Source organism: Sphingomonas sp. SL1004 (genome assembly GCF_057815015.1).
Genome location: NZ_JBYMUX010000001.1, coordinates 3228486 through 3245012 on the forward strand (window position 1 = coordinate 3228486; position 16527 = coordinate 3245012).

13 protein-coding genes are annotated in these 16527 nt (G+C 66.0%); 9 read left to right on the plus strand and 4 right to left on the minus strand.

Annotated features, from left to right (window positions below):
• Window positions 1–294 precede the first annotated feature (294 nt).
• From rsgA to AC3D24_RS14840, 3 genes are all read left to right on the plus strand, one after another.
• A complete protein-coding gene (gene rsgA, locus AC3D24_RS14830) occupies window positions 295–1293 on the plus strand; it encodes a ribosome small subunit-dependent GTPase A (protein WP_489031792.1) in 999 nt (332 codons plus the stop codon).
• Window positions 1294–1326: 33 nt separating this feature from the next.
• The gene (locus tag AC3D24_RS14835; protein WP_489031793.1) at window positions 1327–2004 is read left to right on the plus strand and encodes a spermidine synthase; all 678 of its coding nucleotides are present in this window, start codon (window positions 1327–1329) and stop codon (window positions 2002–2004) included.
• Window positions 2005–2074: 70 nt separating this feature from the next.
• Window positions 2075–2842, plus strand: coding sequence for a ThuA domain-containing protein (locus AC3D24_RS14840; protein WP_489031795.1), 768 nt, complete (start codon window positions 2075–2077; stop codon window positions 2840–2842).
• A 16-nt stretch (window positions 2843–2858) separates the two neighbouring features.
• Here AC3D24_RS14840 and AC3D24_RS14845 read toward each other — a convergent pair whose 3' ends face one another.
• Window positions 2859–4172, minus strand: a complete 1314-nt coding sequence (locus tag AC3D24_RS14845) for a metal-dependent hydrolase family protein (RefSeq protein ID WP_489031797.1) — start codon at window positions 4170–4172, stop codon at window positions 2859–2861.
• Window positions 4173–4276: 104 nt separating this feature from the next.
• Window positions 4277–4810: a hypothetical protein gene (locus AC3D24_RS14850; protein WP_489031799.1), complete on the minus strand. Its 534-nt coding sequence runs from the start codon at window positions 4808–4810 to the stop codon at window positions 4277–4279.
• Window positions 4811–5037: 227 nt separating this feature from the next.
• On the opposite strand from AC3D24_RS14850, the gene AC3D24_RS14855 reads away from it, so the two are divergent.
• On the plus strand, window positions 5038–8277 hold the full coding sequence (locus AC3D24_RS14855) for a TonB-dependent receptor domain-containing protein (protein ID WP_489031801.1): 3240 nt from the start codon (window positions 5038–5040) through the stop codon (window positions 8275–8277).
• Window positions 8278–8467: 190 nt separating this feature from the next.
• On the opposite strand, the gene AC3D24_RS14860 is transcribed toward AC3D24_RS14855, so the two are convergent.
• The gene (locus AC3D24_RS14860) at window positions 8468–9529 is read right to left on the minus strand and encodes a hypothetical protein (RefSeq protein WP_489031803.1); all 1062 of its coding nucleotides are present in this window, start codon (window positions 9527–9529) and stop codon (window positions 8468–8470) included.
• A 129-nt stretch (window positions 9530–9658) separates the two neighbouring features.
• Here AC3D24_RS14860 and AC3D24_RS14865 point away from each other — a divergent pair, with 129 nt between their 5' ends.
• Window positions 9659–9916, plus strand: coding sequence for a hypothetical protein (locus AC3D24_RS14865; protein WP_489031804.1), 258 nt, complete (start codon window positions 9659–9661; stop codon window positions 9914–9916).
• 18 nt (window positions 9917–9934) lie between these two features.
• Window positions 9935–11224 carry an aspartyl/asparaginyl beta-hydroxylase domain-containing protein gene (locus tag AC3D24_RS14870; RefSeq protein WP_489031806.1) on the plus strand — a complete coding sequence of 430 codons (1290 nt, stop codon included), beginning with the start codon at window positions 9935–9937 and terminating at the stop codon, window positions 11222–11224.
• Between the two features lie 75 nt (window positions 11225–11299).
• Here AC3D24_RS14870 and AC3D24_RS14875 read toward each other — a convergent pair whose 3' ends face one another.
• On the minus strand, window positions 11300–12478 hold the full coding sequence (locus AC3D24_RS14875; protein WP_489031807.1) for an aspartyl/asparaginyl beta-hydroxylase domain-containing protein: 1179 nt from the start codon (window positions 12476–12478) through the stop codon (window positions 11300–11302).
• A 223-nt stretch (window positions 12479–12701) separates the two neighbouring features.
• Between AC3D24_RS14875 and AC3D24_RS14880 the strand changes: the two genes are divergently transcribed.
• The 3 genes from AC3D24_RS14880 (at window position 12702) to AC3D24_RS14890 (ending at window position 16312) form a co-directional block, all read left to right on the plus strand.
• On the plus strand, window positions 12702–13034 hold the full coding sequence (locus AC3D24_RS14880; protein ID WP_489031809.1) for a hypothetical protein: 333 nt from the start codon (window positions 12702–12704) through the stop codon (window positions 13032–13034).
• Window positions 13035–13160: 126 nt separating this feature from the next.
• Window positions 13161–15995 carry a M16 family metallopeptidase gene (locus tag AC3D24_RS14885; protein WP_489031810.1) on the plus strand — a complete coding sequence of 945 codons (2835 nt, stop codon included), beginning with the start codon at window positions 13161–13163 and terminating at the stop codon, window positions 15993–15995.
• A 17-nt stretch (window positions 15996–16012) separates the two neighbouring features.
• Window positions 16013–16312: a hypothetical protein gene (locus tag AC3D24_RS14890; RefSeq protein ID WP_489031812.1), complete on the plus strand. Its 300-nt coding sequence runs from the start codon at window positions 16013–16015 to the stop codon at window positions 16310–16312.
• Window positions 16313–16527: the final 215 nt, after the last annotated feature.

Here is a 16527-nt window from a genome sequence, read left to right on the forward strand (position 1 = left end):
GGACGCATAAACCGTGGGCCAAGCTCTTGGTTCCTGGTACTTTTGTCTAAAAAATACCCGAATATGTACTAGTCCGGGACAGATGTGGATGGCGGCCGACCTGGCGTAGCGCACCGCCTCAAGGGCAGATGCGTGGTTGGTGCCGACGCAAACGGAGGCGCGGTTTGGGGCGCCGTCGGACTTCGCCGACGCATTGCTTGCCAATCGTCGAAACTCATGTCAGCCGCTGGGAGCACGATACCCGACGCGACAGGCTATGGGTCGGGATGCCATGAAAGACGCTGCTGCCGCCTTATGATCGCGATCGACGAGACATTGCTCGAGCTAGGCTGGACGGCGCATTTCAGCGAGCAGGTGTCTGACGACGAGGCGGGGCATTGCCATCCGGTCCGCGTGATGTCCGTCCACCGCGGCCAGATCGCGGTATCCGGCGAGGGCGGGCAGCGTTTCGTCTCGCCCTATATCCCCGGAGCGCTGCCGTCGGACGATCATCCGACGGTGGGCGACTGGCTGCTGATCGACGATCATACCCTCGAGCCGATCCGTGTGCTGCGCCGGATGAACCTGTTCAAGCGGCGCTCGCCGGCCGATCCGCGCAAGGATCAGATGATCGCCGCCAATGTCGACACGGTGTTCCTGGTCGCCTCGTGCAACCAGGATTTCAGCATCGCTCGACTGGAGCGATACCTGGTGCTCGCACGTGAGGTGGGCGTGGACCCGGTGATCGTTCTCACGAAGATCGACCTGACCGACAGTCCCGAGACGTTCGTCGCGGCGGTGCACGGCATCGAGGCCGGATTGCACGTCGAGGCGATCGACGGTCGCGATCCCGCCAGCGTCGCGCACCTCGCGGCGTGGTGCGGCCGAGGCAAGACGGTGGCGTTTCTCGGCTCGTCCGGCGTTGGCAAATCGACGCTCGTCAACACGTTGCGGGGGTCGGAGAGCATCCTCACGCAGGCGATCCGCAAGGGCGATGCGACCGGGCGGCATACGACGACGGTACGCGAGATGCACCGGCTCAAGGAGGGCGGCTGGCTGCTCGACCTGCCGGGCATGCGCGAGTTGCAATTGTCCGATGCGTCGACCGGCATCGCGGAAGTATTCGACGATTTCGAACTGGCGGCGCAGGGCTGCAAGTTCTCGGACTGTTCGCATACCGTCGAGCCCGGCTGCGCGGTCCAGGCGGGGATCAAGGCTGGCACGCTGTCGCCCGAGCGGTTCGCTCGCTGGCGCAAGCTTGCGGCGGAAGAAAGCGCCAATGCCGCGCGTACGACCGGACGGCGGTCCCGCTAGTGCCGGCTCGGTATCGAGGGACGTGAGAGCACGATGACACCACGGGAATTGCTGGCCACCGCGATCGTGCCGGGCGGCGGCGAAGAGCTGCATCTCTACAGCCGCGGCGGCGACTTCATGATCCTGCTCGATCGCGCCGAGCTGATGAGCACGCGGATGACGGGATCGGAAGAGGCGCTCGCCGTCATCACCTGCGAACGACTGGGAAAGCGGCCGCGTCCTCATCTGCTGATCGGCGGATACGGCATGGGCTTCACGCTGCGCGCGGCGCTGGCGGCACTCGATCGGAACGCGCGGATCACGGTGGTCGAACTGGTGCCGGAGATCATCGCATGGGCGCGTGGGCCGATGGCGACGCTGATGGCGGGCTGCCTAGACGATCCGCGCGTGACGGTGGTGCAGGGCGATGTCGGCGCCGCGATTGCCGCGGCGTCGTCGACCTACGACGCGATTCTGCTGGACGTCGACAATGGTCCCGACGGGCTGACTCGGACCGACAACGACCGCCTCTATTCGGCGCGCGGGCTGGCCGCGGCGAAGCGGGCGCTCGCCCCCGGTGGCGTCCTGGCGATCTGGTCGGCAGCGCCGGATCCGGTGTTCGTCCGCCGCCTCGCCTCGTCGGGGTTCCGTACCGAAGAAGTCGTCGTGCGTGCGCGCAGCAACGGCAAGGGGCCGCGCCACGTGATCTGGTTCGCGACGTCGGCCGATTGACGCGCGCCGGGGGTATCCTCAGCGGCGCTTCGATCGCTATGACGAGCTTCAGTGACGCGAGGGGAACATGATGGCCGCGGCTTTGAAGGCGCTTCTCGCGATCGTTTTCCTGATGATCCCGTCGGCCAGCTTCGCCGAGGATCAATTCCAGGTCCTGGTAATCGCAACGCCCAGCAAATATCACTATGAGTATATTCCGGTCGCGCGCGACAGTCTCGAGCATCTCGCAAAGCTGCATGCGTTCCACGTAGAGTGGACCAGCGACCCTGCGGTGTTCGATGGCGATCTCACGCAATATGCGGCGGTGATGTTCCTCAATACCCCGGCGGAACAGCTGAGCGAGACGCAGCGTCGGCATTTCGAGGCGTATATGCGCGATGGCGGCAACGCCATGATCGTCCACCGCGCGGCGATCATCCCAAAGACCGACTGGCCGTGGTACGAAAGACTGGTCGGCCGCAGTTTCGTCAATCATCCGATGCTGCAGACCGGCGTCGTCACCGTCGTCGACAAGGACTTTCCCGCCACGTTCGGCCTGCCCGACCGCTGGATCTGGAGCGATGAATTCTACGTCACGAGCAATCCGTTCGCGGTCGTCATCGATACGGTGCTGACGGTGGACGAGACGAGCTATGATCCGACCCGGATTTGGCCGGGTCAGGTGGCGAAGCCGATGGGGAAGGACCACCCCGAAGCCTGGTATCATCGCTATGAAAAGGGGCGGGTCTTCGTCACGCTGCTCGGCCATGATGCGGAGGCGTACCGCGACGAACGCTATCTCCAGCACCTGCTGGGTGGCCTGTACTGGGCCGCGACGGGCCGAGGTCAGCGACGCTGACCCGGGCGCCGCGCGGTTAGATGCCGGCGGACGCGGTCTTGGCGATCTTGCCGCGGTGCATGACGAAATCGACGTGTTCGAGCCGCGTCACATCCTGCAGCGGCGAGCCCGTCACGGCGATGATGTCCGCGGTCTTGCCGGGTGCGAGCGTGCCGATGTCGTCGCGACCCAGCAGGTCGGCGGCGCCGATAGTGGCGGCGGCGATCGCCTGTGCCGGGGTCAGTCCGTTCTTCACCATCAGCGCGAACTCGGTCGCGTTGTCGCCGTGCTTCGACACACCTGTATCGGTCCCGAACGCGACCTTCACGCCGGCGGCATAGGCACGGCGGTGGCTGTCGGCCATTGCTGCAGCAGCGGCCTGGGCCTTGACGATCGTCGCAGGGGGCAGGGCGCCGCCACGCGCCTGGACGAGCGCGGCGACCGGCGCGATCTCGGTCGGTACCAGATACGCGCCCTTGGTCTTGAACAGCTTGATCGTATCCGCGTCGAGGAAGGTGCCGTGCTCGATCGAATCCACGCCGGCCTCCAGCGCCGCCCGCGTACCCTCGGCGGCATGGCTATGCGCGGCGACCTTGCGACCCAGCGTATGCGCAGTCTCGATGATCGCGCGCATTTCCTCCGGCGTCATCGCCCGGCCGAGCCCGCCGCTGACGTTCGAGAGCACGCCGCCGGTCGCCGCGAACTTGATGACGCGGGCGCCGAGCGCGACCTGCGCGCGCACCGCGCGGCGGCAGTCGTCGGGACCATCGCACAGGTTCACTTCCCTGGCATGCACCATGTCGGCGAACTCCTCGGCGAGCCCGTTGCCGCCGTCGCCATGCCCGCCGGTGACCGAGATCATCTCGCCCGCATTGGTGATGCTCGGCCCTTCGACCGTTCCTGCATCGATCGCATCGCGTAGTGCACGGATACCGCGCGGATCGCCGCCGAGATCGCGGACCGAGGTGAAGCCCGCGTTCAGCGTGGTGCGCGCGTTGGCGACCGCGGTCATCTCGTCGTCGAACCGGTCGCGGTTCAGCGCCTCCAGCCGCGCGCGCATCGGATCGCCGCCGATGCCCCACAGATGGACGTGCATGTCGACCAGCCCCGGCAGGACGAACGCGTTGCGCAGATCGACCAGTGCGGCGCCTTGCTCCGGAGCAACGAAACCGTCGCGCAACTCGGCGACCTTGCCATCGCGGACGATGATCGTCGTGTTGCCGCGCGGCGTCTGGCCGGGGCGGTCGAGCACGGTACCCGCCTGGATATAGGTGACGGTGACGGGTCTGGTCTGGGCCAGCGCCGGGGCCGCGACACATGCCGTCAGCCCGATCAAACATGCCTTTATCATCGGTCTCTCCCCCTGTTTGCGACCATGCTCGCCGAACCGCGGCGCCGCGGCAAGAGGGGATCGTCCAAGGCCGCAGCGCCCTGGTTCCCACCCCCCTACGGCGGCTACCGTTGCCGCTTGATCAGAATCGGGCGTTCACCCTTGATCGTCGCCTTGAACCCGCCAAAGCCCGATTGCTTGATCGTTATGGCCGTGCCCGGCCGCGGCATCAGGCTCAGCGGTTCGATCGTTTCCCACACCGTGCCGTTCGCCAATTGCAGCGAGAACCGCGCATAGGACGACGGCTTCACGCCAGTTATGGTCGTGACGACTTCGGTGACCTTCGTAACCCGGTCGGCCTCGCCGCCGCCGAGCGGATTGCGGGCGGCATCGCCGAGCCCGAACTGGCGACGCTTCTGCTCGATCACCTTTTCCCGGTCCAAGGCCAGCAGGCTGCCCGATTTGCGCGCGTTCGAAATCTGACGGGCGGCCGTGTCGAAGCACGCCAGTCGGGCCGAATCGGTTGGGATTGCCTGACATTCCGCGAGCGCATCCAACGTCTTGGACGTATCCGGGCGGCCCTGCCCCACCGCAGGGGCGCCCAGCAGCAGCAGGCATGCCACCGCGAGCGGCGCAGACGGAACACGAAAAGTCGGCACTCTATGCATGGGACGGCCTCAACGGGATGATCGAGCAGGTTTGTGTCCGCTCATTGGCTGAAATGATAGTATGTTGCGCGAATGTCACGCTGATGTTGCAAACGAAATATAAAAGGGCCGAATCGACGATATTCGTTGCAGTGCGAAACACGCGAGATAGACCAGCACCCAGAACCGAAGTTTATTCGGGACACTGCACGGCACAACGCCGGCAAAAAGGGGCCAATATGACATCTACTGCTCGCGCACATCTTCTCGCGACGACGCTGCTCATGGGAGCGGCAACGCTTGCCACGCCAGCCTTCGCGCAAGTCCAAGGCGACAATTCGGGGATCCGCGCCGGCGGTGCGACCGCGACCCAGGCGACCACGCCGGGCGCCAACGCCCAGGGCGAAGTCGGCATGACGTCGTCGGAAGCCGCGCCGGTCGAGGCGAACAGCCAGGGCGACATCGTCGTCACCGGCTCGCTGATCAAGAATCCCGCGCTGGTCGCCTCGGCACCGGTCCAGGTCATCGGCCAGGAGGAAATCAAGCTTCGTCAGTCGAACACCGCCGAGGAAATCCTTCGCAACCTGCCGGGCGCAGTGCCGAGCATCGGTTCGGCCGTGAACAACGGCAATGGCGGCGCATCCTATGTCGATCTTCGCGGGCTTGGCTCGTTCCGCAACGTCGTCCTGATCGACGGCAACCGAATCGTTCCCTCGGGCCTGCTCGGCCGGGTCGATCTCAACAACATTCCGCTCGCGCTCGTCGAGCGCGTCGATGCACTGACCGGTGGCGCAGCGACGACCTATGGCGCCGACGCGGTGTCGGGCGTCGTCAACTTCATTACGCGCTCCGACTTCTCGGGTCTCGACGCATCCGTATCGAACCAGATCACGGAGCGTGGTGACGGCGCCTATTTCCGCGGCGACATCACGATCGGCGCGAACTTCGATGACGGTCGCGGCAACGCGGTATTCTCGGTCGGCTATCAGCAGGCCGATCCGGTGTATCAGGGCGACCGTCCCCAGTCGTTCTTCGGTCTGAACTCGCTCGCTCCGAATAACCTGGCGCTGGCCGGTTCCGGCACGGCCGTTCCGGCCACGTTCTCGGGCACGCGCCCGATCGATCCGCTGACGGGCCTTCCCAGCACCAGCGCGACGGTCGTCAACGGCGGCAACCGACAGATCGATCCCGCCACCGGCCGCGCGGTCACCGCCTACGCGCCGTTCAACTTCAACCCGTACAACATCTTCCAGACGCCGTTCGAACGCTTCAACATGTACGGCGCGGCGCATTACGACGTGTCGGACACCGTCGAGGTCTACACCCGCGGCCTGTTCTCGAAGAACACCGTGAACACGATCATCGCGCCATCGGGTGCGTTCGGTATCCCGGTCGCGATCCCGCTGTCGAACCCGTATCTGCCGACTGCGTTGCGTCAGCAATATTGCGCGTTCGACGTCGATCCGCGTGCGACGATCTACCGTCCGCGCTTCTCGGTCGCAGAGTGCAACGCTGCAGCAACGGCGACGAGCGCTACCGACCCCAACTTCCGTGCGGTCGGTGTCAACAGCGCGGCGACCTTCGTCGCCGCCGACGTCAACAACGATGGCGTGATCTCGGCAGGGGAAGGCTTCAACAGCAACCCCGGCGTCACGCTGGCCCGCCGCACGACCGAGGTCGGTCCGCGCATCAGCAAGTATGTGACGACGATCTTCGATTATAAGGCCGGCGTACGCGTAAGCCTTACCGACGCGATCAAGCTCGACGTTTCGGGCGCCTATGGCGAGTCGGAGAACACCTCGACGCAGCAGGGCTATACGCTCAACTCGCGCTTTGCGTCGGCAGTCTACGCGACCAACACCGCAACCTGCCTGGGTGGCTCGCCGATTGCCGGTGCCGCTGCAATCAACGCGGGTACCGGTTGCGTTCCCGTCAACGTATTCGGGGCGGACGGCACCATCGCCTCCAACCAGGTTCCGTATCTGACGGCGGAATCGACGACGACGGTCCGCACCACGCTGGCGCAGGCCCGCGCGTTGCTGAACGGCGACGTGGGCTTCTCCAGCCCCTTCGCCAGCAACCCGATCGGCTTCGCGCTTGGTGGCGAGTATCGCAAGTATACCGCATCGCAGCGCGCGGACTCGCTGGCACAAGCGAATGACCTCGGCGGCGCGGGCGGTGCATCGCCGAACATCGACGGCGGCTATCAGGTCTCCGAGGCGTTCGGCGAAATCATCGCGCCGTTGATCGAAGACCGTCCGTTCTTTCAGTCGCTGTCGATCGAAGGCGGCATCCGGTACTCGCACTACAAGGTCGATTCACCGAACTCGCCGACTTTCAACACGACGACCTACAAGGGCGGCGGCAGCTGGGAGCCCGTCAACGGTGTGAAGTTCCGCGGGGTTTATCAGCGTGCGGTACGTGCGCCGAACATCTCCGAACTGTTCTCGCCGTTGAACACCGGCCTGACCAATCTCGCGACCGATCCGTGCGCGGGCGCATTGCCCACGACCAATGCCAACCTGCGCGCGGTCTGCCTCGCTCAGGGTGCACCGCTCGGCAGCATTGGCAGCATTGCCAATCCCACGTCGGCACAGGCCAACGTCACGTCGGGCGGCAATCTCGACTTGCGACCGGAAACGTCCGACTCGTACACGCTGGGCCTCGTGCTGCAGCCGCAGAGCCTCATTCCGGGCTTCTCGGTCAACGTCGACTATTACAACATCAAGGTGAAGGGTGCGATCACGACGCCGACTCCAGGCGACGTCATCTCGGCCTGCTTCGGTGCTGCGCCGTACACCAACGTCTCGGCAGCGGCTGCCAGCGATCCGGCCTGCACGACCATCCGCCGCAACTCGAACACCGGCACGCTCGACGGCCTCGCCGCCCTTGCGCCGGGCCTGTTTTCGCCATTGTCCAACCTAGGCAAGCTGAAGACCGACGGTATCGACCTTGGTGTCAATTACCGGCGTGATCTGGGCTTCACGCGCCTCAGCATGAGCTTCCAGGGCAATTGGACGAACAGCTCGAAGTTCCAGGCGACGCCGACCTCGCTGAACCGCGATTGCACCGGGTATTATTCGGTCAACTGCGCATCGATCCAGCCGGAGTTCTCGTGGAACACCCGTGCGACCTTCGGCTTCGATGGCGTGGATGTCTCGGTTCTGTGGCGCCACATCGACGGCGTTCGGTATGAGCCTGCTGCGGGTACGCTGTATTCGGGCGTGGTCACGCCGCTTGGTGGCGGCACCTACGATCTGAACCGGATTCCGGCGTACAACTACATCGATCTGTCGACGCGCGTAAACGTCGCGGAGAACTTCGATCTGACCATCACGGTGCAGAACCTGTTCGACAAGCAGCCGCCGTTCGTCGGCGCGACGGCAGGATCGACGTCGTACAACAGCGGCAACACCTATCCGTCGACCTACGACGCACTGGGCCGTCGCTTTGCCGTCGGCGCACGCGTCCACTTCTAGGATCGACGCGATCCGATCTCGGGGGCGGCTCTTCGGAGCCGCCCTTTTTTTATGTCCGGATCTTTGGGTCGGTCACGACCGATCGTGCCCCGTCAATATGCAGGACGCGGTGCAAACCCGACGCGTTCGCGTGCATTCGTCGTAGAGTATCGACGCGGTCCGCCACCTTGGACACAGCAACCGGCGACGCTCAGCCCAGCAGTGGCGCCGGCGGATCGAGCGCCACGCCCGCACCCCGCGCGACGGCTTCGGCCCAGATCAGAACCTTGTCGATCTCGTCCGCGTGCAGCGTCGCGCCGTCCACCTGTTCCCGCGTGCGATCGGTCGCGCGATAGGCATTGCCGTCCTTCGCATTGCGCGCAAACGCATCGCTGCCCGCCAATGCGTCGATCGTGACCGTATCGGCGGGCAGACCGTACAGCGTGCAGATCGCCGCCAGCGCGGCGCGTGGCGCGGCGAGTAGCGTCTCGCTCTGCAGCGACCGTACCCGCCCGGGAAAATTCCGAGCGAGCGCGGCGAACAGATCGGCCTGCGCGATCCAGCCGACCGCGGCGGCCTGGAGATCGGTCAGCCGGAAATAGTCCTCGGGCGCAAAGCCCAGGTCGACCATGCCGTCGGCCAATTGCTTGGCGAGCAGCTCGCGCACCCAGAGCCGCCCCCACATGCCCTTGCGCGCGATCGAGGTGAGGAACACGCGCAACGGCGCATATAGCAGCACAGCGCGAGCCTCGGGCCGGATCGTCAACATCGTCGGCGCCGATGCATTGACGACGTTCGACGGCTTGATGATTACCGCTTCGCCCGGGACGAACGCGCGCGCCAGCAGGCTGAGCGTGTCGTCCAGGACGGCGCCGATCTGCGCCGGGTTGCCGCCGCGATGCCGCCAGCCGACGAGGTCGTTGAGGATCATCGGCTCCCTCAGCGTCGAGGCGAAGCCGTCGCGATCGAGCGCCTGCGCCAGCAATGTCGAGCAGCAATAGGCCGAATGAAAGATGAAATGGACGGGATCGACCCGCGGGATCGCAGCAATTGCGGCGCGTCGTGGAACGACGAAGGGGGCTGTCGCAGTGGGGAGGAACTCATCGGTCAGGAATGTGGCGGCGCGGCGCATCGCTCGATCGGCGGCGACCATATGGACCGCGTCGCGACCTGGATCATAGCGATGCGCAAGCCAGCGGGGCTCCGCGATCCGTGCGATATCGCGCATCGTTCCGGGGTCGGCGGGGGCAGGGACGTTGGCCGATAGGGTCATGCCCACGGGATCGCATATCGCGTCCGAAATCGCCACCGACGACGCGGAGATCGGGTGGCGCAATTTTCGATTGTGCGCTGCGATGAATCGGCCATGATGCCGTCAAACCTGCAGATTGGGGAGTTTGCGATGACGAAGCGGATGACGATGGGACTTGCCTTGATCATGGTGGCGAGCCCGCTGTTCGCGCAGCAGCCGACCGCGACGGACGCAGCCAAGACGACGGCCAAGCCCGAACGGAAAATCTGCAAGCGATCGGCCCCGTCCGGGTCGTTGATCGAAACGCGGCGCGAATGCCATACGCGCGCCGAATGGGATCAGATTGCGCAGGCGGCGCGCGCGCAGGGCCAGGACATGGTCGATCGTGCTTCGCCGACCGGTCGATAGATCCCGGCGACACTCCTGATGACCAGTCATCCGGCGCCGCAGTTGGACGCGTTGCTGCGCGCCGCCGATGCTGCGCAGCGAGCGGGTAACCGGACGCAGGCGGATGCGGCGTTCCACCAAATCCTGTCGATCGCACCCGATCATCCGGTCGCGCTGAATGCGCTCGGGATGGCGGCCCTGGGGCACGACGACCGCGCCGCCGCCGAGTATTTCGCGCGCGCGGCGGCGGCCGATCCCGCGGCCGCGCCGCTCTGGATGAACCTGGCCAGCGCGTATCGCGGGCTCGGCGATGCCGCGGCGGAACGGACCGCGCTCGACCGCGCGCTCGCGCTCGACCAGCGCAACCTGATGGCGAACGTGCGGCTCGCCGAACTGCACGACCGCGTCGGTGACGCATCGGCGGCGACATTCCGCTGGGGTGGCGTCGCGACGATCGTCCAGTCTATGCCCGATCGATCGCCCGCGCTGGAGCAATTGCTCGCCCGCGCGTCGCAGCAGATCGCGTGGCGGACCCAGGCTCTTTCGGACGATGTCGACGCGGCGATGCAACCCTTGCGTGCCGCCGCCGATGGGGCGCAGCGACGGCGGTTCGATGCCTGTGTCGACGCGATGCTGGGGCGGCGCGCGATCCATGCGCCGGCACCGCACGGGCTGCACTTTCCGTTCCTGCCGGCCGACGAATTCTTCGCCCGCGAGCATTTCGCGTGGCTCGCCGATTTCGAGGCGGCGACGCCCGCGATCCGCGCCGAGCTGGACGCGCTTCTCGCCGATCCCGTACCGGCCTTCACACCCTATGTCGCGATGACGCCGGGTACGCCGCCGAACCAATGGAGCGCGCTCGATCGCTCGGACAAGTGGAGCGCGCGCTATCTGTGGCGCTATGGTGTCCGCGACGACGTGGTCTGCGCGGCGTGCCCCCGGACCGCGGCCCTGCTCGACACGCTGCCGCTCGCGGATATTCCCGGACGTGCGCCGACCGCGTTCTTCTCGATCCTGAAACCGGGCACGCATCTGCCGCCGCACACCGGGGTCAGCAACATTCGGTCGGTCGTCCACCTGCCGCTGATCGTGCCGGAGAAATGCGGGTTCCGGGTCGGCGGCGAAACCCGCACATGGCGGGTCGGCGAGGCGTTCGTGTTCGACGACACGATCGAGCACGAGGCCTGGAACGACAGCGACTCGATCCGCGCGGTCCTGATCGTCGACGTCTGGAATCCGTATCTCGGCGACGAGGAGAAGGGCATGCTGCGCCACCTGTTCGGTACGCTTGGCAGCAAGCTCGGCAACAGCGGAGAGATTGCCGACTGATCTGCCCAGCCCCGTGTGGTCAGCCCCGTGTGGTCAGCCCCGTGTCGTCAGCCCCGTGTCGTCAGCCCCACATAGTCAGCCCATGTCGAGCGCGGCACCCTGATAGGTATCGATCGCCTCAAAAATGTCCGTGAGCGCGGCGCGTTCGTCGGCGGTCAGCTCGGGCCGCCAGATTTCGAACAACAGGACGACGCGCGTCTCCTGGCCGCGGTTCCAGGCTTCGTGTTCGAACGAATCGTCGAAGATCAGCATCTCGCCGGCCTGCCAGTGCCGCGTCTCCGCGCCGACCCGAAGCGCGCATCCCTCGGGCGCGATCAGCGGAAGGTGGCAGATCAGCCGGGTATTGAGCATCCCGTGATGCGGCTGGATGTGCGTACCGGGCTTCAGCAGCGAGAAGATCGCCATGGGAGAGCGACCGGCGATCACCGGGATGGGCGCGTGCTCGAGCGCGGCCATCGTCTGCGGGCAGGACGTGGCATTGGGCTCGACCCGCTCGCCACCGCGCCACAGATGGAACGCGCTCCAGCTCGGATCGTCGAGCAGCGGATTCGCCGGCGCAGGCCGATCGGGGGTTGCATGCACATAGGGCGAAAAGCCCTGTTCGGACGCGATCACGGCGTCGAGTTCTGCGCGCATCGCGGTCGTCGCAGCCTCGATCGTCGCGACCCATGCGAACGCATCGCGCTCGAAAAACGCGCGCTGTGCGAGGCCCGGAAAATAGAACATCGTCGGCTGCTGCAGATAGAGCTCGCTGCGTCCGAGCAGCAGGTCGAGTGCCTGGCGCGTGCGATCGCCCGACACCCCCGCCGCCAGCCGCGTCCCCGCCAGCGCATCGTCCAGATGCGCGGCGAACCGCTTGGCGATATCCGCCAGGAACGTCTCCCCGGTCCGCAACATCGGCACCAGCACCGGCGGGATCGTCGTGCCCGGCAGCGCAGCGACGTTCAGCGCGGTCTGATAGAAGGATCGCGCCGCGCGATCGTCGCCGCGCCGTACCTTGAGCGCCGCCATCGTCAGCAACGCGGCGAGATGACGCGGTTCGGTCGCCAGGAACTGCACCAGCGCCGCGTCCGCCTCGTCGTCGCGGCCCAGCGACTGCGCGGCCTGGGCGATCAGGAACCATGGCGCAGGCATGCCCGGTGCGCCGTCCCGCAGGAGCGACAGGCGATCATAGGCCAGCGCCGGATTGCCGTTGCGCAGCGCGGCCATGCCGTCACGAGCGAGGGATTCGGCTTGGCTCCGGGTCAACTGCATCGCCGTCATTTACAGCGAAGCCGGCCGATGCGCAGCAAAATTGCCGGTCCGTCTACGGAGCCAGTAAATCCGCGGATCGGGACAGGTCCATATCCATGTCCATGGCGCGGAACCATTTGCCTGCCGCCGCGTCGACAGCGGCACGGCATATGCCGAGTTGAGACGGCGACCCTCGCCTTTCCTCGATCTCGGTGATAGCGTCGTCGTCTTCAGGAGATGGTACATGAAGATACTCATCGCTTCCGCATTACTGGTCTGTGGCGACGCGGCCTCCGCCCAGTTCGTCACCAATACCGCGCCCAATCTCAGCATTACGTCGACGGACCGATATTACGGCACGGCACCGGTCGATCCCAGCTATGGGCTAGGATATTCCGGCGTGACGCCGACGATGCGCCGCGAGCGTGAGGCGCGCGCCAGGTTGGTGGATGCGACGTTCCCGAACCTCCGCGCAGAGCTTGCCACCCGCAATCCACAACGGGCCCGGATGCTATACGCCAGAGCGGAAAAGCAGGCGATCTGGGCAAGGATCAAGGCGCGCCAGAGCATGGACTGATCGGCGACACCCGGTCAGTGGGTCACGTCGGCAACCAGGCGAGGCAGTGTCAGCAAAGCCTGTTGCTCAAAGATGGGTCGTGCGTATGCTGCGATGACATAATCTGACACGGGATCACGATCGCACATGATGTTCAACCGTACCGCGCTTGCCGGCGCCTCCGTTGCCGCGCTTGCGCTTTCCGTCGGTGCCCAGGCGCAGCAGCCGGCGCGCACCACCGCGGCCAAGCCCGCGCCGGTCGCAGATCTCGTCAAGTCGGTGGATATCCCGTATCAGCAGTTCACGCTGAAGAACGGCCTGCGCGTCGTCGTGCACACCGATCGCAAGGCGCCCGTCGTGGCGGTGTCGGTCTGGTATAATGTCGGGTCGAAGTTCGAGCCCAAGGGCAAGACGGGCTTCGCGCATCTGTTCGAGCATCTGATGTTCAACGGTTCCGAGAACGCACCCGGCGATTTCTTCGAGCCGCTGAAGCAGGTCGGCGCGACCGACTTCAACGGCACCACCTATTATGATCGCACCAATTATTTCGAGACGGTGCCGACCGCGGCGCTCGATCGGGCGCTGTTCCTGGAATCCGACCGCATGGGCTATCTAACCGGCGCGATCACGCAGGGCGTGCTCGACGAGCAGCGCGGCGTCGTCCAGAACGAGAAACGGCAGGGCGACAACCAACCCTACGGCCTGACCGAATACAAGATCACCGAGGGGTTGTTCCCCGCGACGCACCCTTACGGCCACACCACGATCGGCTCGATGGCGGATCTCGACGCCGCGTCGCTGCAGACGGTGAAGGACTGGTTCAAGGATCATTACGGCCCGAACAACGCAGTGCTGGTGCTCGCCGGCGACGTCGATGCCACCACCGGCAAGGCGCTCGCGGAAAAGTATTTCGGCGGCATCCCCAAGGGCGCCCAGAGCATCGTGCCGCCCGCGCCGATCCCGACCCTGCCGGCACCGGTCGCCGAAACGATCAAGGATCGTGTCGCCGCGGTCATGATCAGCCGCAACTGGGTGGTCCCCGGCCTGAACGACAAGGACGGCACCGCGCTCGACGTTGCGGCGGGCGTGCTCGGCGGCCTCGCCAGCAGCCGGTTCGATACCGCGCTGGTCAAGAAGGAGAAGCTGGTCACGCGCATCTCCGCCTCGAACAACAGCTTCAGCCAGCTCGGCATGTTCGAGATCCAGGCGATCGTCCGCGAGGGCGTCGATCCTGCGCTGGTGACCAGGCGGATCGACGAGATCCTTGCCGACTTCCTCAAGAACGGTCCGACCGCGGACGAAGTGAGCCGTGTCGCGACGACGACCGCGGCGCGGAAGATGGAGGGGCTGGAATCGGTCGGCGGCTTCGGCGGCAAGGCGGTGACGCTGGCCGAGGGCGCGCTATATTCGAACGATCCGGGCTTCTACAAGAAACAGCTGCTGCAACTCGCCGCGGAAACGCCGGCCAGCGTGCGTGCGGCGGCGGCCAAGTGGCTGTCGCGGCCGGCCTATTCGCTGACCGTCGTGCCCGGCGCGCGCGATGCCTATGCCAACGCGGCCGTACCGCCCAAGGTCGACGTACCGCCCGCGCCCGATGTGCCGTTCAAGGGTACGCGTGGCGCCTTGCCGGCGGTCGGCCAGGTGGCGGGCCTCAGCTTCCCGAAGGTCGAGCGCACGCGCCTGACCAACGGCATCGAGGTTGTCTACGCGCAACGTGACGCAGTGCCGGTGACGCAGGCGGTGCTCAGCTTCGATGCCGGCGTCGCGGCGGATGTCCCGACCAAGCTCGGCACGCAGAAGCTGACGCTGTCGATGATGGATGAGGGCACCGCGACGCGCGATTCGGTTGCGCTCGCCGAAGCCAAGGAACGGCTGGGCGCGGACATCGGTTCGGGTGCGTCGAACGACCGGACTTTCCTGTCGCTCCAGGTGCCGAGCGCGAACCTCGTGCCTGCGGTCGATCTGTTCGCCGATATCGCGCAGAATCCGGCGTTCGCCGATGCCGAGGTCGCGCGTGTCAAGAACCAGCAACTGGCGCAGATCGCGCAGGAGCTGACCAGTCCGCAGGGGCTGGCGACGCGCGTCCTGCCCAAGCTGCTTGGGCCGACCTCGCCCTATGCCAAGGCGCAGGGCAGTGGCGATCCGAAGGCGGTGGCGGCCCTTACCCGCGCCGACCTGATCGCGTTCCAGCAGGCGTGGCTGCGGTCCGACAAGGCGAAGATCTTCGTCGTCAGCGATCGTCCGCTCGACGAGGTGAAGGCGGCGCTCGATGCGCGGTTCGGGACGTGGAAGCCGACCGGCGCGGCGGGCGCGAAGGCGTTCCCGGCGAGCGTCACCCCGGCCGCCCCGAAGATCGTGCTGATCGACCGGCCCGACAGCCCGCAGTCGCTGATCGTCGCGGGCGTGCCGACCGGGCTGAAGGGCACGCAGGACCTGCTGCCGATCGCGACCGCGAACGATGCGCTCGGCGGCAGTTTCCTCGGGCGCGTCAACATGGACCTGCGCGAGACGAAGCATTGGTCCTACGGCGTCTCTGGGCGGTTCCAGCAGTCCGAATTTGCCGCGCCCTACGTCCTGTCGGCGCCGGTGCAGGCGGACCAGACCGGCCCCTCGATCGCCGCGCTGCGCACCGATATCGGTGCGTTCCTCGGCAAGGAACCGATGACGCAGGCCGAGTTCGACCGCGCGATCAACGGCGCGATCCGCTCGCTGTCGGGCAATTTCGAAACGTCGGATGCTGTGCTGGGCGCGATGCAGCAGAACGACCTGCTGAAGCGGCCCGACGATTACTACGCGACGATCACGCAGCGATACCAGGGGCTTAACCTGCCGCAACTCAATACGGCGATCCAGCAGGCGCTCGATCCCCGGAAGACAATCTGGGTCGTGGTGGGCGATGCGAAGACGGTGCGGCCGCAGCTTGACAGCATCGGCCTGCCGGTCGAGGTCATCCCCGCGGCGTCGGTTGCCGGCGCCAAGTAAATTCAGGAGAGAGTGCAATGGCAAACGTCGATGGCAGCTGGGATTGCGTGGTCAAATCGCCGCTGGGCGATCAGAAGATGACGCTGACCGTGAACAGCGCCGGTTCCACCTTCACCGGTGCGGTATCGGGCGCGATGGGCGGCATGGACGTCAACGGCGAGGTCGACGGCGACACGATCACCTGGAAGCAGAGCATGACCGTGCCGATGCCGATGACGCTCGACTGCAAGGCGACCGTCGAGGACGACGTCCTCAAGGGCAGCGTCGCGGCCGGCGCGTTCGGCAGCTTCCCGCTGACCGGCACGCGGACGGCGTAGCGGGGTAGTCGAAGAGCTTGACACCTGATCTGCGCGAGTCCCCGTCATCCCAGCGAAAGCTGGGATCTCGTGGAGAGGCCACCGGCATCCGCCAAGTGGAAGACCCCAGCGTTCGCTGGGGTGACGGTCTGCTGCACGCTGCGGTCTGAGCTACACTATGAGAGGGGCTCGTCTTTCCACACGGAAAGGCGGGCCTTTTTCTTTTTCAGTCCGGG